Below are 21,351 nucleotides of genomic sequence, written 5' to 3'. Positions count from 1 at the left end.
TCTGGCGACGATCACGCCATGCGACCGCTTTCTGGTGGGGATCTGCTGGAAAACGCCCCCAGCTTTGGAGATCATCAGGCATTCTAAAGCGCCGATCCCAGAAGAACGCCACCTGCGGCCAAAGCCGTCAACTGGCTCACCCTGTCTTTCAGCGCAAATACGATGGGGTCATCATGCATTTCGCCGCGCCAGGTCTTGAGCCAGACCCTGCTGATCCAGAAGAGAATAAGGGGCACGAAAAGCCATAGAAACTCGTGATGAGGATAAAGCGCCCGGCTGTCCGGTGCATTGATATAGAGCGAAAAGATCACCACGCTTGCATAGCCCGAGGCAACACCGAGCGCGGTCAGGATCGGTAGATCGTCCCGCCCATAGCCCCGACCGTGCAGCGCAGGCGCGCTGTCACGGGGAAGCCCCTGCAACTCGCCCACACGCTTAACGATAGCGAGGCTCAGAAAAAGGAAAATCGAAAACGCCAGCAGCCAAGGTGAAAGATGTACGCCGGCGACCACACCACCGGCGAAAAGCCGGATCGTATAAAGGCCCGCAAGCGTGAAGACATCGACCACCGGCTGCCGCTTGAGCTCAAGCGAATAAGCCAGCGTGAGCGCGTAATAGCCCGCAAGCACAGCTGCAAAACCGATATCGAGCGCGAAAGAAATCGCAAAGGCCGGCACGAGCAGAAGCGGGATCATCGTGAACCCTGCCGCCAGCGGCAGAGCACCGGCTGCGAAGGGCCTGCTCTTCTTTGTGACATGCCGGCGATCGGATCCCAGATCCAGAAGGTCGTTCAGCACATAGACGCTTGAGGCACAAAGACTGAAGGCAAGGAACGCCATCGCGGCGATGGAAAGCTTTTCCGGATTGGTGATCTGATGCGCGAGCACCAGCGGCACGAAAATGAGCGCGTTCTTCGCCCATTGATGCACCCGCAACTGCCGCAGCCACAAACGCCAGGCCGGACGCTCCGAAGACGGACCGAATACACGCGCGAACGACACTCGGCCCGAAAGTCGCCTCGCAATACGCGGCGAGCCCGCGACAAGCACGGCCCCGTCGGCCGCTTCCCAGACGGGCACGTCCACATCGGCATTCGCGACATAGACGAAACTGCCATAGGCGTTGCGCAGCGCTGCCGCCTTGGCCTTGCCCTTGCGGTTGGCCGAGCCGTCGCTGGCGATCACATCATCGAAGATACCCAGATGCGCCGCAATAGGCCGGGCGATCCGCTCATCTGCCGCGGTTGCCAGCACGATACGCCGTCCTGCCGCTTTTTCAGCGCGCAGCCAGTCGACCAGCTCCTCATTATAGGCAAGGCTCTCCGGATCGAAACGGACCGCGCGCGCAATCGCCGCCTTGAAGGCCGCCCGGCCGCGCATCAGCCAGAACGGTAGAAGCAACACCGCCAAGGGCCTTTGCTTTACCAGCATCAGCAGGGTTTCGATCAGAGTGTCCGTACGCGACAATGTGCCGTCGAGATCTACGCAGAGAACAGATTCCGTCGCAAACTGGGGCGTTTCATTCATTGGGAGGCCTCCCCCGGATGCAGCTCGGCAGGGCGAGCTTTGCCCAAATCCTCACCGTCGCCTCCGCGATATTCGAGCCAGAGAAGCGCGACCGCGCCCAAGCCAACGGCAAACCACAACGTTGCAAGCCGACAGATCAGGGTGACCGCCACCGCTTCCGGCAGGGAGAGCCCGGCAGCCAGCAAAAGACCAGTCATGGCAGCTTCGGTGCCGCCGAGCCCGGCAGGCAGGAACACCGCCGCCGCGCCGGCCAGGATCGCCAGTCCGTACACGCCGATGGAAAAGACAAGATCGGGGCTCGCCGGAAAAGCGCTTGCAAGAACCCAGACACCGACCCCCTCCGCCCCCCAAGAGAGGATCGCAATTGCCAGGACAGGCACAAGACGCCCCCAGCGCAGCAACTCGCGGGCATGCATAAGCGTCGTGGACAGCCAATCCGCGACCCCGGCCGCGCGCGCGCCGAAACGAGCCCCCAGCGCAACCAGCAGACCCGGTGTGCGACGGTTATGCAGCACGACCAGCCCGAATGCGACGCATAGGGCAAAGAAGCCGACCGTCCAGGCCAGATCCCGCCGCGCCAGAAGGATGAAGGATGCCAGAACCAGGATAGCGATAAGGTCGAGCAGCCGCTCCACGAACATCATCGCCAGCCCCGTGGAATAGGGAACGCCGTCGCGCCGCAGATAGAGGCACCGCACCGCCTCACCGGCCTTGCCGGGGCTCACGGTAAGCGCAAATCCGCTCAGATAGACGAGAAGACTGCGCCATGCTGGCACGGCATGGCCAAGCCAGCCGAGATAAAGCTGCCAGCGCCAGAAGCGCAAAGCGTAATTGGCCAGGGAAAGCATCAGCACCAGGGCGAGCCGGCCCCAGCCGATCGCCGCCAGGGACTCCATGAGGCGATCGCCATCCGCGATGACGGACAGCGCGAGATAGCCGACAAGGGCCAGCACCGTTACCGTGATCGCTCCCTGCCGCCAGCTTTGGGAGATACGCCGCATCTGATACCGAACCTCAATTTCGCGCCCGCCGATCAGTCTAATGAACAGGGGTTAACAAAGAAACGACCCCCAAAGTGCAGAATTCCGCGATCTTTCTTCGCCTTTTGGACAATTCCGTTGATTGCCTGTCCCCTGCTATAAGATGAGGCAAACAACGGGAAACCGGCGGCCATATGCGAATCGGCCGGAGCGGAAGACCCAACCTTTCAGGAGACCGATTTGTCGAAGAGCAAGGCCGGCGCCGCCTCACCGGACGAAAGCCCGTCATACGATCACCTCGCCTCCGCCAGGCGGACGCTGGAGCTGGAGATCGACGGGCTGAAGCAGATGGCCGCCTCGCTGGACGGTCCGTTTTCCGACGCTGTCGAATTGCTGGCGGGCGTTCGGGGCGAGGATGGCGATGGTCAGCGTCGCGCAGGCCGCGTCGTCGTCACCGGCATGGGGAAATCCGGCCATGTAGGCCGCAAGATCGCCGCGACGCTCGCCTCCACCGGAACCCCCGCCCAGTTCGTTCATCCCGGAGAGGCCTCCCATGGCGATCTCGGCATGATTACACCGGCGGACGCCATTCTGGCGCTCTCCTGGTCCGGTGAAAGCGCCGAGCTCACCTCGATCATCACCTTCGCCAAACGGTTTTCGATTCCGCTGATCGGGATTACCTCGGTCGACACGAGCGCGCTCGGCAAGGCCGCGACAGTTCCGCTGGTGCTTCCCCGCGCGGAGGAAGCCTGCCCCAACGGCCTTGCGCCCACCACCTCGACCACCATGCAGCTCGCACTCGGCGACGCGCTGGCCATCGCGCTCCTGGAACGCCAGGGCTTCACGGCAAGCGATTTCGGTGTCTTCCATCCCGGCGGCAAACTCGGCGCGATGCTCCGCCATGTGCGCGAAATCATGCATGCGGGCGCGGCCCTGCCGCTCGCCGATCAGTCCATGCCGATGAGCCAGGCGCTGATCATCATGTCGGAGAAAAGCTTCGGCTGTATCGGCATCACGGACGAAAAGGGCGCACTCGCCGGCATCATCACCGATGGCGATTTGCGTCGTCACATGGGCGAAAACCTGCTGACCAAGACGGCGGGCGAGGTCATGACACCCGCGCCCAAATCGATCCCGCCCTCCATGCTGGCCTCCGAAGCGCTCAACATCCTGAACGACAAGAAGATCACCAGCCTCTTCGTCGTCGACAACGGCAAGCCCGTCGGACTTGTCCATATCCACGACTTCCTGCGCGCCGGTGTGATGTAGGGCACGCGATACTCCGCCAACGAAAATGGCCGGGCAATTGCCCGGCCATTCCCGTTTCCTGGTGAGCGCAGATCAAGGTATCGCAGCTGCCTGACTGAAGACTGCCGTGCCCTGCACCACGCCGTCATTATTCGGCGAACCGGTCTCGGAAATCCGGTAGCCCACCGCTGCGTGGGTCGCCCCGTTACCAGACAGGAAGCCGCCGACCACGGCTTTGCAGCTGTTGTTGGGGCAGGCCGGTCCGCCGGGATTGGTGTCGAACTTGGACTCCGCAAGCTGGCCCGCCGCCGTGCCGAAACTCGCACCGTGCAGGCTGAGCTCGGACTGGCTCGGATCGGCCACACCGCCCGTCGATGCGAAGGCATAGTCGTGGCCGCCAATGGAGACATTGAAGTCGAACCCGACACGGGCCGTCAGATAGTTGGCACCGAAAGCGACCGCGAGATCGCCGGTAAAGGTACCCGGCGCAACCGAACCGTCGGACGTGGTCGGTTGCGTTGCCCCGACGAGACCGTACTGCGCCGTCCCCGATACCGGGACGTTCGTAGCCAGAGGACCGAGGGCAAGGTGCATGCCTCCATCCTCGGGCATAACGGGCATGGGATTGCCGAAATAGGTCCCGCCAAGCTGACCGTTCGTCCAGCGAGCCCAGGATATCGGACCGTCGCTCCCCGCATCGGCAATCGTCGCATCGCCCTGGGCGAAGGCGGCATTGCTGTAGCCCGGATCCTCGACCGCGACGATGGCACCGGTGCTCTCATCGAAGGTCACAAGCCCATTGGACGAATAGCTGTAATCGCCCACACCATTGTCCAGGGCCGGTTTGCCCGGACTCTCCAACACACCCGACATGAAGGCGGTCTGGTTCGACAGGGAAGCATCGTCGTCCCGCTGAAAGAGCGCCGCGCCGGCAAGCTCCTCGGAGCCACTGCCGATGACATAGGCAAGTCCTGAATCCCTGCCGCCGGGGCCGCTCACATAACCGGTGATCTGGTAGGAGCAGCTTCCGCCACAGGCCAGACCGTTCGAATTCAGGTTCGAATAGGTGCTGAAGCTGCCATTGGAGGAATAGAAGTCGAGCCCGCCATTGGACGGATCGCTCGCGCCGCCCGCCGTTGAAAGATCGTAGACGACATCGCCGCCGGGTTCCTCCATCGTCACCAGAGCATCGAGACCGACTTTCGAACCGGCCGGGTCGAACAGGATCGCCATCTCCCCGGAGAATGTCCCGTCATAGCCGATGCCCGTCTTGTAGATCGGCCGCGTGGCCGCCTTGAGCGCATAGTGGGCGGTACCGGATACGGGGATAAGCTGGCTGTCATAACCCGCCCTCACCAGATAGACGAGGCCTTCATCGCCCGACACGGAATAGGTCTCGTCTTCCACACCGGTTATCTCGATGTCGCCACCATTCCACCGACCGATCTGGAAATATTCGGTTCCTGCCAGATCCGCCGTCACCGCATCGTTGCGGTCGTAAACCCTGTATCCGCCGCTAATCGTACCGAACCCGGCGAACTCTCCTTCGCTATCGAAGGCGAAATCCCGGCTGGCGCTCGGCTTGCTCCGGGAATTATTCGGAGCCGCAAAATAGAGGAAGGAATTGATCTCCGAGTCGAAGACCATGATCGGTTCGGCATCCAGCAAACCGCTTTCCTCGGGCGGCGTCGAACCGCCTCCACCGCCTCCGCCGCCGCTTGCGCCCGCATCATAGGAGGACTGAGAGAAGGCCGCCGTGCCGGAAATGCGTTTGCCGCGGAAACTGCTGTCGGTCGCTGCCGACGAGTCGTAGATATTGTAGGCGATGCCGACATACTCGCCGCTCGCACCGCCCAGAATACCGTCGACGAAAGCCTGGCAGTTCGCGCTCGGACAGGCCGCTCCGCCCTGCGCCATATTGACGGAACTGAGAACGAAAACGCCATTGGCAAGATCGGTGTAGTTCACCGAGCCGCTGGGTGTGGCCGATCCGCCGCTGGTCTGGATCACATAAGTGTGGTCTCCCGGCATGTCGACGGAGAAATCCACCCCCACCTTGAAAGCCGGCCCGAAAGCGATGCCCAGCGTGCCGGTGAACGTCCCCGGCGCAAAGCTGCCGTCGTCAATAGTGGGAGAGGTCGCCGCGGCGAGCGTGTATTGCGCCACGCCCTGCGTCGGCAGCGATGTTGCAGGCCGACCATAAGCCAGATGAAATCCTTGATGGCTTGTTCGCCCGAGCTCCGAAAAGGTCGTGCCGTTATAGGCGTTGTAGTAGTTGCCATGCGTCTCGCCGCCCGCCCAGCGTTCGATGAAGATCGCATTGCCCGCATTGCCGCGCTCCAGCGACGAGTTGGAGTTGCGCTCCAGATCCTCATCCGTGCCGGTACCGACCTTGTAGCGGTTGAGTTCCCCACCGCTGCCGACAGTCACGGTGACATCGGTGCGCGTATCGATACCAAGCGCATCGGCCGCATAGGCGATGGAATAGCCCGTATCCTCCGTGCCCGTCACCGGGTTGACCACGCCGGTCACCGGCGGCGTACCGCCATAATTGCCGCCGCCCGAGCCGCCTCCGCCCGGGCCGCCCGCCGCGTCTTCGGCAACGCTCGACCCGCCGCTGCCCTGCTGATCGGCAGGCGAGTAATCCGTATCGGTTCCATTGGATGTATTCGAGGCGACCTGGGTCGTCGTCGGCACGGGTGGCGTGAAGGTGCCCGCGATATCCGTACCGTCTGCCTCATAGCCGTCGCCACGGGCGAATTCCCGCGTCTCGCCGCCATTGGAAACACTCGCCGTTCCGTCATTGACGCGGCCGTCGAGCCCCCTTCCCTGCGTCGCGAATGCCGAGAAGGCACCGCCCGTTGACGACACCGTCACACCGCCGCGCGTCACCGAAATCGGCATGCCCTGCGAGGCTACACGCATGGAACCCGAGACGAGTTCGAAGGACAGCGAATCCCCCTCGCCCGTGATCTTGAATGTCGAACCTTCGGAAAAGGAGATGATCGACCCGTCCGGAGCCTGAAGCTGAAGGATGGAACCTTCCGCCGTCACCGTTTCGCCGGGTTGAATGTTTGCCGCATCGCTGCCGAACAGAACCGGCAGCGCCTCGGCGTTGGTGACGCCCGCCAACGGAACGAGAAGAGCCGAAGCCAGCAGAGTGTTACGAAAATGCCTGGTCATATCGAATATCCTCGCTTCAGAAATCCACGCCCAACGAGAGACCCGCGACGACGCGGTCATACTCGTAGAGCACGATGTTGCTGTCTGAATTGGTGTAGGAAACCTTGGCGCCGAGCGTGAACGCATCGTTCAGCGCATAGCGCACGCCGAGCGTTGCATCGGTGCGGACCGTATGCCGCTCTGTCAGGAAAAGCGGATCCGGGTCCTTGTAATCGGCAACCTCTACCGCCGCATTCGCATATCCGCGCAGGCGCGGCATGAGCGTGATCTCGGCCCCCAACCGTCCGCCGAGAAACCCGTTCGTCAGATGGTCGAAATTGCTGTCCGTGGTCTTTTCATAGCCGCCGTAAATGCCTGCGTAGGCATAGGGCTCCCGTGCACCGCCAAAGCTCTGGCCGAGGGTTACACCGGCGGTATAGCGGTCGGCATTCTGCGCCTGACTGGACGGGTAGCTCAGATGGGCATATTGCAGATAAACGCCGTAATCGGTTTCGCCGTCGCTGCGATAATTCCACTGGCCGAGACCGCCGACCGTGTAGCGATAGGGCTGACCGTCGACCCAGTAGGACTGCCCTTGCGCGGAAAGCGAGAACGATCCCCAATCCGGGGTACGCTGCGTCGCACCGATATTGAAACCGGCAATCGCCTGATTGAACTGGTCCTCTTCCCAATTTCCTCGGTAGGAGGCGTTCACATCGGCAAACAGCGAACGGTCGAGGCCAAGACCATGCGTCAGCGACATTCGGCCCGCCACCTCCGCAAATCCGTCTTCCTGTCCCGTGGCGCCCGACGACAGCGTGGCAAAGCCGAGCCCGGAAAAGGCCGGGATCAGGATACGGCTGTCGCTGGTCGAATTATTGACATTGGAATCATAGCCAGCGGTGATTTCCAGGTGGCTTTTGAGTGTCGTCCCGCCGCCGGAAAGCCCGGTATCCAGCGCATCGACATAGCGCGCAATGGTCTCCTTGACGCCGGGCGGCACGCTCTCTTGCGCTTCGACCGCGGCAAGTTCGCGGCGCGCCGCTTCCGGCTCGTTGAGCGCGATATAGGCCCGCCCCAATTCCGCCCGTGCCTGCAGATGGTCGGGGTTCACGGCCAGAACCCGCTCAAAGGCCGCGACCGCTTCCGCCGGCTTGCCGCTGTCCATGGCGGCGACACCCAGCACATAATCGAAACCAGGCTCGCCCGCCCGGGCGCGCTCTTCAGGCTTCAATATCTTATAGGCTGCCGGGGCATTACCCCTGTCGATCAGTGCTTTCGCATTCTCCAGTGTGCCCGCCGCTGCGACCCCGGCGGCGGAAATCGCCGCCGCGATGGCCAGCCCCGCGCCGAAGAGACCCGACCGCATCGAAGGTCGCGCCGCGCCCCGCCGAAACGGCACGGCCCCACGACGGGACCTAGCCCGGCGCAGGGAAACATTCCCGATATTCATCTGTGTCACCCCCATCACATCGATCACTCTTCCCGCGCGCCGAGTCGTCTCGGCAGGGCGGGAAACGGGGGTCAGGCTAGTGAAATCGCAGTTCCGCCCGCATGATCCATTTGGGCTAAAAATGCGTCAGCAGATGTTTGATACCGGGGGGTGCACCCTGAATATCGGGCGCGGCGGGCCGGTTTAACCGGGCATCAGCGACAAAAGGCCGATGGAGCCCAGCGCGATGATTACGCCGAACATGATCGGCGCCATCTGACGAACATGCCAGCGAAGCGAGGGCCGGAAGCCCCGACGCCCGCCGGCACCGCGTGCCGATCCGTGAGAAGAGCCGGACGATGCTTCGCGAAGCTCCTCAACCCCGGTCACATTGATATGCGCATCGACGCCGGCACCGCGATGGGTAACCAACTGTCCGCAGGTGATGTGCCCGCTCACGCGGCCGGTGGATCGCATGATCACCTCGCCCGCGCAGGTCAGCGTTCCCTCGAACTCGCCTGCGATTTCCGCCCGCTGGACGAAAGCCTCGCCCTCCACGCGCCCGGACGCACTGATCGAGAGGAGATTGGCGCGGAGTTCGGCCCGACGGACGAGCCCGTCCACAAACATGGAACCGTTCGTATCGAACGACCCCTCCAGGGAACTGTTGTCGCCGACCACAATATCTTCATTGCCGGCTCGCAGGACGTGGACATTCGCCGATCGCGCCTCTGCGCCGGCGGCATGCTTCTCACCGGACGAGGGTTTGTCGGATGACGCTTTCTCAGGCGGAAGCTTTTCAGGGGATGATTTGTTGTCGGCAATACTCAAAGGTCAGCCCTCCCGGCTCGCGATCCAATCCGGAATCAGTAGCAGGCCATCACGCAGGCTCGTGCGGGATTCGTGTTCAATATGGTTCCGCCACAGCCGCGAACGGGCAAAACGCCTCCCTTGCCCTCGCCTCTTGCCTCCGCATTGGATAGATTGAAGTCCCGAGGCACAAACCATCGAGAGACCCGGCGAATGCTCTTCTCAACGATCTTCCAGAACAACCTTGCCGAACACCGTCGCGTGATGGAGGAAATGGATGGCCTGGAAGAGGAATTCACTCATGCCGCGGCCTCCTGCGTGGAGGCGATTTCCGGCGGCGGCAAGATCATGTTTTTCGGCAATGGCGGCAGCGCTTCGGACGCCCAGCATCTCGCGACGGAGCTTTCCGTGCGCTACATCAAGGACCGCCCGGCCATCGCCGCCATCGCCATCACCACCGACAGTTCAGTGCTGACCGCCGCGGCCAACGATATGGGTTATGAACAGGTCTTTTCCCGCCAGATCGAGGCTCTGGGCCGGCCGGGCGATGTCGCCATCGGCATCTCGACTTCGGGCAAAAGCCCGAATGTGCTGCGCGCGCTCGACAAGGCAAAGACGCAAGGCATGGTCACCATCGGCCTGTCCGGCGCCGATGGCGGCCCCATGAAGGACTTCACCGATCATATTCTGGAGGTCCCTTCGCGCACCACGGCCCGCATCCAGGAAATGCACATCACGCTTGGCCACATGCTGTGCGCGGCCATTGAGCAAAAGCTGGGACTGGTCGAAGAGTAAGCGCGGACTACTTTCCGAGTTTTTCGATGGTCTGTGTCGTCGAGAACCCCGGCACGAGGTCGATGATTTCCACCCGTCCGCCCTGCGCCTTCACGAATTCCGCCCCGACAATCGTCTCGACCGTGTAATCCCCGCCCTTGATGAGCACATCGGGCCGCAAGGCTTCGATCAATTTTGCGGGCGTATCCTCCTCGAAGATGACCACGAGATCGACCGAGCCCAGCGCCGCGAGCACCGTCGCCCGCGCGATATCGGGCTGAACGGGCCGCTCCGGCCCCTTGAGCCGTTTCACCGACGCATCGCTGTTGAGACCGACGACAAGCCGGTCGCATTGCGCGCGCGATTTTTCCAACAGCGTGACGTGGCCCGGGTGCAGCAAGTCGAAACAGCCATTGGTAAAACCCACCTCGAGATCGGCGGCCTGCCAGCCGGCCACCAGATCGCAGGCCGTGGGCAGCCCGACCACTTTCTCTTCGATGCTCGACAGTTCCTCGTCGCGGAGCTTCGCCTCCAGTTCGTCGCGATAGACGACCGCCGTTCCGACCTTGCCGACGACGATCCCCGCCGCCGCATTGGCCAGCAGCGCCGCTTGCGGCAGCGAAAGCCCGCCCGCCCACGCAGCAGCCAGGGTGGCGACAACCGTATCGCCCGCGCCGGAGACATCGAAAACCTCTCTCGCCTCGGCCGGGAAATGGATCGCATCGTTTTCACCGCGCACCACGGACATGCCGTCTTCGCTGCGCGTCGCGACGACCGCGCCGATATCGGCCGTGTCCATGACAGCGCGCGCCGCGGCGACGACCGCCGCATCGCTATCCACCGGCATGTCGCTCGCCTCGGCAAGCTCCTGCCGGTTCGGCGTGATGACATCGGCGCCGCGATAGCGCGCATAATCCCGCCCCTTGGGGTCGACCAGCACCGGCACCCCCGCTTCCCTGGCGGCCTTGATCACCACTTCGCAGACATAAGGCGTAAAGACGCCCTTGCCGTAGTCGGAAAGAACCAGAATGTCTGCCTTGGGCAAATGCTGGGCGACGGCGGCAACGACGACATCGGCGGTCTCGTCGGCAATCGCTTCCGCAGTCTCGCGATCCGCGCGCAACATTTGCTGCCCCATCGAGATGTACCGTGTCTTGATCGTGGTCGGGCGTCCCGGGTCGGCCACCAGTTCCGCCGTCACACCGCCCAAATCGTCGAAAATTTCCGAAAGCGAGCGGCCCGCCTCGTCGTCGCCCACGACCGAAACGAAAGAGACGGTCGCATCCAGCGCCGCCAGGTTGCGCACGACATTGCCTGCGCCGCCCGGCATGGATCTTTCATCGCGTACCCTGAGAACAGGGATCGGCGCTTCCGGCGATATCCGTTCCACCTGTCCATAGACGAAGCGGTCGAGCATCACATCGCCCACGCAAACGATACGTGCGCCGCTCAAGGCGCCGACATGGACTTGCCTGGAAATATCGCTCATGAGGATCGATGCCCGGATTTGCTTCAAGACCGCGAACGCCCCTTCCACCGGGGCTAACCGGATATAGCATCCACAATATTGTCACGCAGTAAAATCGGAGAAACGCCCTACGGCTGGCCAGACTTCCCGAATACGGGCAGAATGCGGCCCTTCCCGCCACGCACAGCGTCCCTCTCATGCTCATCGACAATGGCATCTGGATTTCGACCGAGAGGCCCCGCCCGATGCCGGGCCGCCCGGCCCTCTTTCTGGATCGCGACGGCGTGATCGTTGTCGAACGGGACTATCTGTCGGACCCTGCGGACGTCGCGCTCGAAAAAGGGGCTGCCGAGCTGATGCGCTGGGCGCGCGACGGGGATATCGCCATGGTCTGTCCGACCAACCAATCCGGTATCGCAAGGGGCCGCTTCGGCCTGAAGGCTCTGGAAGCGGTGGAAGCGGAAATCGCCCGGCAACTGGCGGACCGGGACACGGCCTTCGACCTGGTCGTCGCTTGCCCGTTTCATCCCGATTTCACGCCCGGCTATGGCGAGGAGGAAGCGCGCTGGCGCAAGCCCGGTCCCGCCATGCTGGAGCTTGCCGAGAAGATGATGGAAATCGACCTCGCGGCAAGCTGGCTTGTCGGCGACAAGACCAGCGATGTCGAGGCCGCCCGCGCCGCCGGTCTCAGGGGCGCGGTTCATGTCCTGACCGGTCACGGCAAATCCCATCGCGACAAGGCGCTATCACTGGCAACGGAGACATTCGACGTACTCCCTGCGGACGACCTCCGCGACACGCTGAAATTGCTTCGGGATCGCTTCTAGGCGTTCACCCCCAGGGCCCACGCCTGCGCCTTTCCCAGGGTGAACGCGGGCGCGGCTTCTCGAAGAGCGGGACCCCCGGCTGCCTTGCGACCAGCACCAGTATCATTCCCGCAAGAAACCCGCCCACATGCGCCGCAAAGGCGACGCCCGGTTCCGCCGGATTGCTGAAAAGCCCGCTCAGCAATTGGAGTACGAACCAGAAACCCAGCACCAGCATGGCCGGCACTTCGATCACGCGAAGAATGATGATCGGAAAAGGCAGGATAAGAACGCGCACCCGGCCATAGGGGTAGAGCATCAGATAGGCGCCCAGCACACCGGAAATCGCCCCGCTCGCCCCGATCATCGGAAAGGCGGAGGCCGGGCTCATCCAGATCTGCGCAAGCGCCGCCGCAACGCCGCAAGCTATGTAGAAAAGGAAGAAGCGCACACGCCCCATGGCCAGTTCCACATTGTCCCCGAATATCCAAAGATAGAGCATATTGCCCGCGATATGGGCGAGACCGCCATGCAGGAACATGGATGTCACGAGCGTGGACCAATCCCCGGAGACATTCACTGCCGGCGCGCCCATGGCCTGCTCGCCGGTGCCGGTAAGCTGGGCCGCCACCGCGCCATAGCGATAGAAGACCGCTTCCAGCGCCTTGTCCGGCAGGCTCAGTTCCCACAGGAAAACGAGGACGCAGGCGGCGATGAAGCCCCATGTCACATAGGGCGTACCGGGCCGCGAATTATCGTCGGAAATCGGAAACATGATCCCGTCCGCCTATATCGGCACCTGAATGCCGAGTTCCACCACCCTGTCGGCGGGCAGTTTGTAGAATGTGGTGGCATCCATCGCATTGCGCGAGAGAAAGGCGAAGATCTTCTCCCGCCAGAGCGGCATGCCCGGCACGTCGTCGGTGGGAATAATGGTTTCGCGCCCGACATAATAGGTCAGGCTGTCGAGATCGATGGTCATCCCCAATTCGTCCGCCAGTCTCAAGGCGACGGGAATATCCGGCGACTGCATGAAACCGTAATGCAGAAGGATACGGTGGAAGCCCTCTCCCAGCGCCTCCACCTCCAGCCTGTCCTGCGCGCTCACCCTCGGTACATCCTCGGTCACCACGGTGACGAGCAGAACCTGCTCATGCAGCACCTGATTATGCGCGATGTGATGCGGCAGAATGGGCGGCATTTTCGGCGAGGGTCCGACCATGAAAACGGCGGTGCCGGGAACGCGCGCCAGGTCGTGCTCTTTCAGTTCGCCGATGAACTCGTCCAGCCCCTGCTCGTCCTCGGTCAGCCGCTCATGCAGCAGCTTGCGCCCCCGCCACCATGTCCGCATCAGCAAGAACACGCCGCCGCCGACCAATAGCGGGAACCAGCCTCCCTCGCCGATCTTGAGAATATTCGCGCCGAAGAAGAGCAAATCGATCGGCAGAAATACGAGCGCGATGCCGCCCGCCACCCAGCCGCTCCACTTCCACTGTTTGCGCATCACATAGAAGGTCAGAACGGTGGTGATGACCATGGTGGAGCTGACCGCGATGCCATAGGCGGCGGCGAGATTGCCGGATGTCCTGAAGCCCAGCACCAGCCCCACCGTCGCAAGCCCCAGCGCTACATTGACCGCGGGCACATAAACCTGACCGGTTTCCTCCGACGAGGTTTGTATGATCCTGACGCGCGGGCACTGCCCCAGTTGCACCGCCTGCCGGGTCAATGAGAACGCGCCGGATATCACCGCCTGCGAGGCGATGACCGTCGCCGCCGTGGCAAGCGCAATCAGCGGATAAAGAGCCCAACCGGGCGCCAGATGGTAGAAGGGATGGCTTGCCTGTGCGGGATCGGCCAGCACCAGCGCCCCCTGCCCGAAATAATTGAGGATGAGACAGGGAAAGGCACAGGCGAACCAGGCAAGCCGGATCGGCGCACGTCCGAAATGCCCCATATCGGCGTAGAGCGCCTCGCCGCCGGTCACCACCAGAAAGACGGCCCCCAGAACGGGGAGCGCCACACTGCCCGCCTGAGCGCAGAACTCGATCGCGTAAAGCGGGTTGAACGCAAGCAGAACCGTCGGATTGCGGACGATCTGGACAGCCCCCAGCACGCCGATGGTGATGAACCAGACAAGCGTCACCGGACCGAAAAACGCTCCGACACTGGAGGTGCCGCGCGATTGTAGCGAGAAGAGGGCCACCAGAATGACCAGCGTGATCGGTATCACATAAGGATCGATCCCATGCGCGGTGGTTTCCAGCCCTTCCACCGCGCTCAGCACCGAAATCGCCGGCGTGATCATCCCGTCGCCGTAAAGCAGCGCCGCACCGAATATGCCGAAGACGATCAGCATGGTCTTGCCGCGCGTCTCCCCGCCCCGCCAGGGATTGAGCAGCGCCAGCAATGCCAGTATGCCGCCCTCGCCCTTGTTGTCCGCCTTCATGACAAGCACGAGATATTTGAGCGAGATGACGATGATGAGCGCCCAGACGATGAGCGACAGAATGCCGAGTACATGAGAAGGGGTGGGCTGAAGATCCGACAGCGCCTGCCGAAACGCATAGAGCGGGCTCGTGCCGATATCGCCATAGACGATGCCCAGCGCGCCAAGGGCGAGAACCGGCAGCTTCCGCTGCCCCTCTTCCTGCTGACCTTCCGGCATCCGGGCCTCTTTGCCGTGAAATCCGCCTGATCCGTCCGCCGGCATTTATATCCCGACCGATGGATGGAGCCTAATCGCAGCCGAAAGGAGAGCCTCGGACCGCCACTACTTGCGCAAGGGGCGCGGCCCCTCGAACTCCGCCGTCTTGGCTGTGGAGAGGTCCTTGTCGCGCGCCGCCCCTTCATCCTTCAGCGAGGTCGCCCGGGCAACCGCCTCCTTGTCCGACTTGAGCTGGAAGAAGGTGTAGGAGAGCGTGATGGCCTGGATGGTCTTTGTGTCGATATCGGTCTCGAACTCCGGATCGACATAGAACATGATCGGCATTTTTGCCGTTTCACCCGGCGCGAGTTTCTGCTCGTTGAAGCAGAAGCACTGCGTCTTGGTGAAATAATAGCCCGCCGCGTCCGGCGTCACATTGTAGACCGCCCGGCCGACGATCGTGCGGTCTGAATTATTGGTCGCGGTGTAATAGACCTTGGTAGGAAGCCCGATATGGGTCTTCACCTCTCGCTGCGCCGGCTTGAAGGTCCAGGGCAGGTCATTGGCCACATTGGCGTCGAAACGAACCGTAATCGCGCGGCCGATCCTGTCGACGCCCGGATTGACGTCCCGCTTCACGGTAACCGCACCGCCATAGCCCGTCGCCTGACAGAACAACCGGTAAAGCGTCGGCGCATAGACGACTGCCGTCGTCGTGATGGCCAGCAGCACGAACGAAATGCCGAGCGGGACGATATTGTCGCGAATACGTTTCATGAAGCCGGACATTAAGAGCCGGATCGCCCTGCGGCAAGCTGGCGCAGCTCCCGGAACCCCGTGACCGATTGTCTCGCAGAAAACGAAGGGTTTCCCCTGCGAGATGCCGTTTTGCGCCGTTTCGGCGCCATGCCCGGTCGTGCTATCACTTCGCATCCGGCCGGTAACGGCCCCGACAGAACGGGCGCCCGGCGGGACGAGACGCATGGGGAGGAAATCGTTTCGTGTCTGAAGCCATATTCATGACGCGCCGCCGTATTTCGGCCGCCGCCGCCATTTTCGTACTTTCGACCGCATGGGCCCCGGCCCGCGCCGCGGAGAACCGTGCCTCGCAAGAGGACACCGAGAGTGCCATCGTCGTGACCTCGAGCGTGCCGGGCACGCCGCGCGCCACCCATAGCGGCAATATCGCAAAACTCCCGCCCTACCGGTACGACTTCATCGCGCCCGACCAGCCCGCCGAAGCACTCAATCGGCTCCCCGGTGTCAATATCGAACAGGGCTTCGGCGTCGAACATCTGACGGCCATCCGCTCGCCTGTGCTGACCGGCGGCGCCGGCGCAGGGTCGTTTCTCTATCTGGAAGACAGTGTGCCCTTGCGCGCAGCGGGCTTCGGCAATGTGAACGCGCTGATGGAATCCATGCCGGAAATCAATGGCGGCATCGAAATCGTGCGCGGTCCGGCCAGCGCCCGCTATGGCTCCAATGCGGTGCATGGCCTCATCAATGTTCTGAGCCGGCCGCCCGCCGAAGAGCCGGGCGGCGAAGTCACTGCCTGGGCCGGACCGCATGACGTGTTGCGCCTCCAGGGCACGGCGAGTACGACCGTGTCGGGCGACAACGGAACGAGCCATGGCATGCGGGCAAGTTTCGTATTCGGTCATGACGGCGGCTTCCGCGACGCGTCGGGTTATGACCAGCAGAAGGCGCGGCTGCGCTATGACTATAATTCCGCCGACACGAATGTCATGGCGACGCTGACCTATGTAAACGTCAATCAGGAAACGGCGACCTATGCCAGCTCCTACAAGGATCCGGGCATCTACAAGGCCAATCCCAATCCGGAAGCCTATCGCGACGCCTTTTCCGGACGCGCCATGATCCGCATCGAAAGACGCATTTCGGATGACCAGATGCTGGTCATCACCCCTTATGCGCGGCGAACCTATATGGATTTCCGCATGCACTTCCTGCCGGGCTCGCCCGTCGAGGAAAACCAGCAGACCGGCGGCGGCATGCAATCGAGCTACGTCTTCAATCTCGATGGCGGGCACCGCATCATCGCCGGTTTCGACGTGGACTATACGCGCGGCACGCTGACGGAAATCCAGGACGAACCCACCGTCTTTTCCTATGTGCAGGGCACGCATTACGACTATGCCGTCAACGCGCTTGTGCTCGCCCCCTACCTTCAGAGCGAATGGAAGCTGGACGAGGCAACGACGCTCGACGCCGGCGCACGCTTTGAGTTCACGCGCTACGATTATGAAAACCGGACCGCGAACGGATCGCTCGGCAAGGCATTGCGGATCCCGAGCGAGATCAGCACCTTCGCCGACATCTCGCCCAAGCTTGGCCTTGTCCACCGGTTCAACGAGGATCTGACCGGTTTCATCCGGCTTGCGCGCGGCACACGCGCGCCGCAAACAAGCGACCTCTACCGCCTGCGCATCAACGAGACCGCGGGCGCGGCGCATTCGGAAATTCTGGACAGCGTGGAAGTCGGCGCGCGCGGCGGGATCGGCCGTCTGAATTATTCCGCCACGGCCTTCTTCATGAAGAAGCACAATTTCTATTTCCGCGACGCCAACGATACCAATGTCGCCAATGGCAAGACCCAGCATGTCGGCGTCGAACTCGAACTCGCCGCCCCTCTCGCCTATGGCTTCGATATTGCGGCGTCAGGCACCTATGCCCGGCACAGCTATGAGTTCGACCGCCCCATCAGCACGGTCCCGCTGACCACCGAGTCGATCAGTTCCGGCGACGATGTGGACACCGCGCCGCGCACACTGGCCAATGTGGCGCTTGGTTATAATTTCAACGAGGATCGCGGAAGGCTGGAACTCGAATGGGTACATGTCGGCTCGTACTGGATGGATGCGGCCAATACGCAGAAATACCCCGGCCACGACATCTTCAACCTGCGGACCAGCTACGACATCAACGAGAACTTGAGCGTCTTCGGCAAGGTGATGAATCTGTTCGACACGCGTTATGCCGACCGGGCGGATTATTTCCGCGGCGCGGCGCGCTATTTCCCCGCCGAGGACCGCGCGATCTATGCGGGCACGACGGTGCGGTTCTGACCTTCAGGCTTACACCTTGCGGTAGATCACGCTGGATCCGTCGCCTGCGGTGAAGTCGAGCGCCGTCCACTGTTCCCGCCCGTCATACCAGAGCGAAAGCGGGTCTTTCATCTCGAGCCTGTAACCGGCGGCGGGCACATGCCCGCCATCGGCAAGCGCGACCTTGTCTGCACCCAGCTTCACCACCTCCGGTGTCAGCAACTCGCCATTCTGCGGATTGATCATCGGGCCGTTCAGCTCGTCGATGTTCCAATGCGTCGCCGCCAGCGCCTGCGAGGGCGCGACATAGGTTTTCTTGCCCGTCGACTCGACCCTGTAGCCCTTCTCCGTCTGGGTGACCTTCGTCACGAGGTCGTCGCCATCATTGTTGGTTTTTGCTTCAAGGCCCACAAAGCGCCCCTGCTCCCAGCGCTCCAGATTTTGGTGCTCATAACGAAAGACAGGGATGAAACCGATTTTCACCACCATCTCCACATCGATTGCGACCTGAAAATCCTGCTCGCCGCCCTGAAAACTCAGCCGGTGATGCCCGATTTGCGACCCCTTGCGGAAAATATCGAAAGCGATTTCGTTTGATGCCGGCCGGCGCGGCGTCATTGACGCCTCGACGATGTTTTGAGCGGCGGCAAAGACCGGGCGCGAGACCAGAATGGCAGCGCCTGTGCCCAACAGGAGTGCGCGGCGGGTCGGCATGATGATCCTCCTTGGCGTAACGCTTCGACTGTCTGGGATACGCATTTGAGCGGGAGCCGGATCACGCCGCGCGGGAATGATCCGCCTCGGCCTGACCGGCGTATAGCTCAGTCAGATAGTCGAAATTGAACGAGGAGCCGGGAAAATGGCCGAAGTATTGGGCCTGATAGCCGTTAGCGTCAGTGGCGCCATGCTTCTGGCCTGGGCGGTTCAGGGCGTCACAAAGCATGGCGGCGCGGTCGATGTGGTCTGGTCGCTGGCGACGGGCCTGGCCTGCGTCGCAGCCGCTCTCTTCCCGCATGAGGGCGGGCTGAGCGAGCGCCAGCTGCTGATCGCCGTCCTGGCTGGCGCCTGGTCTGCCCGGCTGACCACGCATCTTTTCCGGCGCACGCTGATCAGCGAGCCCGATCCGCGTTATGTCGCTTTTGCCCAGAGATATGGCTCCTACTGGTCGCCCCGCATGGCGCTTTTTCTCCAGATACAGGCCGTCGCCGCCTTCCTTCTGGCCGTCACCGTCTTCTTCGCCGCGCATAATCCCGCGCCCGGCCTTGGCTGGACCGATATTGCCGGCATCCTCGTCCTCGCCGGCGCCATTCTCGGCGAAAGCCTCGCGGACCGTCAGCTCCGCCGGTTCAAGGCGGATCCGGCAAACAAGGGCAAGGTCTGCGATGCCGGTCTCTGGGGCTGGTCGCGCCACCCGAACTATTTCTTCGAATGGCTGGGCTGGCTTGCCTATCCCGTCTTCGCGATCAACCTGACGGACGGCTACTACGCCGGCTTTCTGACCCTCATCGGCCCTGTCTTCATGTACTGGCTTCTGACCCGGGTATCCGGCGTGCCCATGCTGGAGCGCGAGATGCTCGCCTCCAAGGGCGCCGCCTATGAAGCCTATCAGGCCCGCGTCAGCGCCTTCATTCCCTTGCCGCCCTCCGGCGGGGATACGACCCGCCCGGTTTCCTCCGCCAACTGATCTTTTCAGGACAATATCATGCTGAAATCTCTGACTGTTTCGCTTGCCGAACATGCGCCGCTTCCCGACAGCCTGCTCAAGGCGGGGATCGGAATGCGCGTCTCCAGCACGAACAGGCGATTGATGGATCTGCCCTCAAGTGAGGAACGCGCTTTCGCCGAAATGATGCGGCAAAGCCCTGTCGCGCTTTTCACCGACGAAGCCAATGAACAGCATTACGAACTACCCGCCGACTTCTTCAAGCTCGCGCTCGGTTCGCATCTGAAATATTCCTGCTGCTTCTACCAGCATGACGGGGCTAGCCTGGACGAGGCGGAAGAAGCCGCGCTGCGGATCACCTGCGAGCGCGCAGGCCTTGCCGACGGACAGGATATTCTGGAACTCGGCTGCGGCTGGGGATCGCTCTCGCTCTACATGGCTGCGACCTATCCGAATTCGCGCATCGTCTCCGTCTCCAACTCCGCTTCGCAGCGCGCCTTCATCGAAGCGGAGGCAAAAAAGCGCGGCATCGACAACCTCGAAGTCATCACCGCGGACATGAATGTGTTCGAGACGGATCGCAAGTTCGACCGCGCGATCAGCATCGAAATGTTCGAGCATATGACGAACTGGTACGATCTGCTGAAACGCGTCAGGACATGGCTGAACCCCGAAGGCCGCCTCTTCATCCATGTCTTCTCGCATTGCAATGCGCCGTACCGCTTCGACCATGAAGACGGCAATGACTGGATCGCCCAGTATTTCTTCACGGGCGGTAATATGCCGAGCCACGGCCTGATCCGACAATTCCCCGAGCTTTTCGAGGTCGAGCAGGACTGGAACTGGAACGGCAAACATTATCAACGCACCGCGCTCGACTGGCTGGAAAACTACGATGCGAATGCACCCGCCATCCGCCGCATATTGAGCGACGTCTATGGCAATGAGGCAGGCGTCTGGTTCCGTCGCTGGCGGCTCTTCTTTCTCGCAACGGCCGGGCTCTTCGGCCATGAGAACGGCACGGCCTGGGGTGTCAGCCATTACCTGTTGCGGCCGCAGGCGGACTGAGAAAATCCCCACATAGATCAGGGATATACGGTTTATTCAGGCCTATCACGCGACCCTTGTTTCCCGGGGAGGAAACAAGGGTAATAACAATGATTTTCCAGATGGCGTGCCTCAGCGCCTGGGTGGGTGAGCGGATAAGCGACAGGGACCTTCGACAGATATTCGAAGGATCGGCGATCCGGAACAATTTCGCCGCGATTACGGGTGCACTCTTCTGTGCGGAAAATGCCTTCTTCCACATCGTGGAAGGCGCCGAAGCCGAACTTCGGGCGCTTGAAGAGCGCCTCGAAGCGGACCGGCGCATCAGGTCGGTCAAACGGGTCGCCTTTGAGAAAATTCCGGCTCGCTGTTTCGACGAATGGTCGGTCGTGGTGCAAAGCTCTCTTCTCACTTCGCCGGACGAATGTGAGATGCAGTGCCTCACTTGTCCGCAAGCGTCGATCTGCACGGTTGCCGATTTCCTGACCGTGTCTGGCGGCAGGACCGCAGAGCTGCCACACACGACCCGGATCATGCTGGACTGGTTCTTCCGGATCCAGCTCAAGGGCCACGACACTCTCGATATACCCTGGCGCGGAGAGATCGGCAGCGAACCGGCCCTGGCCTGAGACTCCATTTCTTCACCACGTCACGGACAAAAACTCGTCACATCCGGCCCCTAATTCACAAGCCGGCTAGTGAATTCCCAGAGAGGAGATCGCG

At 62.2% G+C, this 21,351-nt stretch carries 17 protein-coding genes; 7 read left to right on the top strand and 10 right to left on the bottom strand.

What is annotated here, in order from left to right; translation table 11 throughout:
* Nucleotides 1-83 precede the first annotated feature (83 nt).
* Nucleotides 84-1,526: a UbiA family prenyltransferase gene (locus FHS78_RS09430; RefSeq protein WP_167093526.1), complete on the bottom strand. Its 1,443-nt coding sequence runs from the start codon at nucleotides 1,524-1,526 to the stop codon at nucleotides 84-86.
* Nucleotides 1,523-2,527: a lysylphosphatidylglycerol synthase transmembrane domain-containing protein gene (locus FHS78_RS09425; RefSeq protein WP_167093524.1), complete on the bottom strand. Its 1,005-nt coding sequence runs from the start codon at nucleotides 2,525-2,527 to the stop codon at nucleotides 1,523-1,525. Before FHS78_RS09425 ends, FHS78_RS09430 begins: the two co-directional genes overlap by 4 nt.
* A 219-nt stretch (nucleotides 2,528-2,746) precedes the next feature.
* Here FHS78_RS09425 and FHS78_RS09420 point away from each other — a divergent pair, with 219 nt between their 5' ends.
* Entirely contained in the window at nucleotides 2,747-3,775 is a 1,029-nt protein-coding gene (locus tag FHS78_RS09420) for a KpsF/GutQ family sugar-phosphate isomerase (protein ID WP_246220425.1), read from the top strand.
* 72 nt (nucleotides 3,776-3,847) lie between these two features.
* On the opposite strand, the gene FHS78_RS09415 is transcribed toward FHS78_RS09420, so the two are convergent.
* The 3 genes from FHS78_RS09415 to FHS78_RS09405 form a co-directional block, all read right to left on the bottom strand.
* Nucleotides 3,848-6,937 carry a FecR domain-containing protein gene (locus FHS78_RS09415; RefSeq protein ID WP_167093522.1) on the bottom strand — a complete coding sequence of 1,030 codons (3,090 nt, stop codon included), beginning with the start codon at nucleotides 6,935-6,937 and terminating at the stop codon, nucleotides 3,848-3,850.
* A 16-nt stretch (nucleotides 6,938-6,953) separates the two neighbouring features.
* A complete protein-coding gene (locus tag FHS78_RS09410; protein ID WP_167093520.1) occupies nucleotides 6,954-8,285 on the bottom strand; it encodes a porin family protein in 1,332 nt (443 codons plus the stop codon).
* Nucleotides 8,286-8,552: 267 nt separating this feature from the next.
* A complete protein-coding gene (locus FHS78_RS09405; RefSeq protein WP_167093518.1) occupies nucleotides 8,553-9,029 on the bottom strand; it encodes a polymer-forming cytoskeletal protein in 477 nt (158 codons plus the stop codon).
* Nucleotides 9,030-9,371: 342 nt separating this feature from the next.
* Between FHS78_RS09405 and FHS78_RS09400 the strand changes: the two genes are divergently transcribed.
* Complete coding sequence (locus tag FHS78_RS09400; protein WP_167093516.1) at nucleotides 9,372-9,953, top strand: D-sedoheptulose 7-phosphate isomerase; 582 nt, start codon at nucleotides 9,372-9,374, stop codon at nucleotides 9,951-9,953.
* Nucleotides 9,954-9,960: 7 nt separating this feature from the next.
* Here FHS78_RS09400 and rfaE1 read toward each other — a convergent pair whose 3' ends face one another.
* Nucleotides 9,961-11,421 carry a D-glycero-beta-D-manno-heptose-7-phosphate kinase gene (gene rfaE1 / locus FHS78_RS09395; RefSeq protein WP_167093515.1) on the bottom strand — a complete coding sequence of 487 codons (1,461 nt, stop codon included), beginning with the start codon at nucleotides 11,419-11,421 and terminating at the stop codon, nucleotides 9,961-9,963.
* 176 nt (nucleotides 11,422-11,597) lie between these two features.
* Here rfaE1 and FHS78_RS09390 point away from each other — a divergent pair, with 176 nt between their 5' ends.
* Nucleotides 11,598-12,227: an HAD-IIIA family hydrolase gene (locus FHS78_RS09390; RefSeq protein ID WP_167093513.1), complete on the top strand. Its 630-nt coding sequence runs from the start codon at nucleotides 11,598-11,600 to the stop codon at nucleotides 12,225-12,227.
* Between the two features lie 4 nt (nucleotides 12,228-12,231).
* On the opposite strand, the gene FHS78_RS09385 is transcribed toward FHS78_RS09390, so the two are convergent.
* The 3 genes from FHS78_RS09385 to FHS78_RS09375 form a co-directional block, all read right to left on the bottom strand.
* A complete protein-coding gene (locus tag FHS78_RS09385) occupies nucleotides 12,232-12,981 on the bottom strand; it encodes a rhomboid family intramembrane serine protease (RefSeq protein ID WP_167093511.1) in 750 nt (249 codons plus the stop codon).
* Nucleotides 12,982-12,993: 12 nt separating this feature from the next.
* Nucleotides 12,994-14,874, bottom strand: a complete 1,881-nt coding sequence (locus tag FHS78_RS09380; RefSeq protein WP_167093509.1) for a potassium transporter Kup — start codon at nucleotides 14,872-14,874, stop codon at nucleotides 12,994-12,996.
* 105 nt (nucleotides 14,875-14,979) lie between these two features.
* Nucleotides 14,980-15,630: a cytochrome c oxidase assembly protein gene (locus FHS78_RS09375; protein WP_167093507.1), complete on the bottom strand. Its 651-nt coding sequence runs from the start codon at nucleotides 15,628-15,630 to the stop codon at nucleotides 14,980-14,982.
* A gap of 224 nt (nucleotides 15,631-15,854) precedes the next feature.
* Here FHS78_RS09375 and FHS78_RS09370 point away from each other — a divergent pair, with 224 nt between their 5' ends.
* Nucleotides 15,855-17,939 carry a TonB-dependent receptor domain-containing protein gene (locus tag FHS78_RS09370; protein ID WP_167093505.1) on the top strand — a complete coding sequence of 695 codons (2,085 nt, stop codon included), beginning with the start codon at nucleotides 15,855-15,857 and terminating at the stop codon, nucleotides 17,937-17,939.
* 9 nt (nucleotides 17,940-17,948) lie between these two features.
* Here FHS78_RS09370 and FHS78_RS09365 read toward each other — a convergent pair whose 3' ends face one another.
* Complete coding sequence (locus tag FHS78_RS09365) at nucleotides 17,949-18,632, bottom strand: DUF6134 family protein (protein ID WP_167093503.1); 684 nt, start codon at nucleotides 18,630-18,632, stop codon at nucleotides 17,949-17,951.
* A gap of 145 nt (nucleotides 18,633-18,777) precedes the next feature.
* Here FHS78_RS09365 and FHS78_RS09360 point away from each other — a divergent pair, with 145 nt between their 5' ends.
* The 3 genes from FHS78_RS09360 (at nucleotide 18,778) to FHS78_RS09350 (ending at nucleotide 21,257) form a co-directional block, all read left to right on the top strand.
* Nucleotides 18,778-19,602: a DUF1295 domain-containing protein gene (locus FHS78_RS09360; RefSeq protein ID WP_167093501.1), complete on the top strand. Its 825-nt coding sequence runs from the start codon at nucleotides 18,778-18,780 to the stop codon at nucleotides 19,600-19,602.
* A 15-nt stretch (nucleotides 19,603-19,617) separates the two neighbouring features.
* Nucleotides 19,618-20,649 carry an SAM-dependent methyltransferase gene (locus FHS78_RS09355; protein WP_425500296.1) on the top strand — a complete coding sequence of 344 codons (1,032 nt, stop codon included), beginning with the start codon at nucleotides 19,618-19,620 and terminating at the stop codon, nucleotides 20,647-20,649.
* 89 nt (nucleotides 20,650-20,738) lie between these two features.
* Nucleotides 20,739-21,257 (top strand): BLUF domain-containing protein, encoded by a 519-nt coding sequence (locus FHS78_RS09350; protein WP_167093497.1) that lies wholly within the window; start codon nucleotides 20,739-20,741, stop codon nucleotides 21,255-21,257.
* The last annotated feature ends 94 nt before the right edge of the window (nucleotides 21,258-21,351 follow it).

It is taken from the genome of Parvibaculum indicum, from assembly GCF_011762095.1.
Taxonomy (GTDB): Bacteria; Pseudomonadota; Alphaproteobacteria; order Parvibaculales; family Parvibaculaceae; genus Parvibaculum; species Parvibaculum indicum.
Note: the sequence above shows the minus strand (reverse complement) of the source record. Positions and strands in the feature narration are given on the sequence as shown.

Coding starts and splice junctions, on each gene's coding strand:
- FHS78_RS09380 (WP_167093509.1), bottom strand. CDS start 14,874: ATGCCGGAAGGTCAGCAGGAAGAGGGGCAGCGGAAGCTGCCGGTTCTC.
- FHS78_RS09430 (WP_167093526.1), bottom strand. CDS start 1,526: ATGAATGAAACGCCCCAGTTTGCGACGGAATCTGTTCTCTGCGTAGAT.
- FHS78_RS09390 (WP_167093513.1), top strand. CDS start 11,598: ATGCTCATCGACAATGGCATCTGGATTTCGACCGAGAGGCCCCGCCCG.
- FHS78_RS09350 (WP_167093497.1), top strand. CDS start 20,739: ATGATTTTCCAGATGGCGTGCCTCAGCGCCTGGGTGGGTGAGCGGATA.
- FHS78_RS09365 (WP_167093503.1), bottom strand. CDS start 18,632: ATGCCGACCCGCCGCGCACTCCTGTTGGGCACAGGCGCTGCCATTCTG.
- FHS78_RS09375 (WP_167093507.1), bottom strand. CDS start 15,630: ATGAAACGTATTCGCGACAATATCGTCCCGCTCGGCATTTCGTTCGTG.
- FHS78_RS09425 (WP_167093524.1), bottom strand. CDS start 2,527: ATGCGGCGTATCTCCCAAAGCTGGCGGCAGGGAGCGATCACGGTAACG.
- FHS78_RS09385 (WP_167093511.1), bottom strand. CDS start 12,981: ATGTTTCCGATTTCCGACGATAATTCGCGGCCCGGTACGCCCTATGTG.
- FHS78_RS09410 (WP_167093520.1), bottom strand. CDS start 8,285: ATGCGGTCGGGTCTCTTCGGCGCGGGGCTGGCCATCGCGGCGGCGATT.
- rfaE1 (WP_167093515.1), bottom strand. CDS start 11,421: ATGAGCGATATTTCCAGGCAAGTCCATGTCGGCGCCTTGAGCGGCGCA.
- FHS78_RS09400 (WP_167093516.1), top strand. CDS start 9,372: ATGCTCTTCTCAACGATCTTCCAGAACAACCTTGCCGAACACCGTCGC.
- FHS78_RS09360 (WP_167093501.1), top strand. CDS start 18,778: ATGGCCGAAGTATTGGGCCTGATAGCCGTTAGCGTCAGTGGCGCCATG.
- FHS78_RS09415 (WP_167093522.1), bottom strand. CDS start 6,937: ATGACCAGGCATTTTCGTAACACTCTGCTGGCTTCGGCTCTTCTCGTT.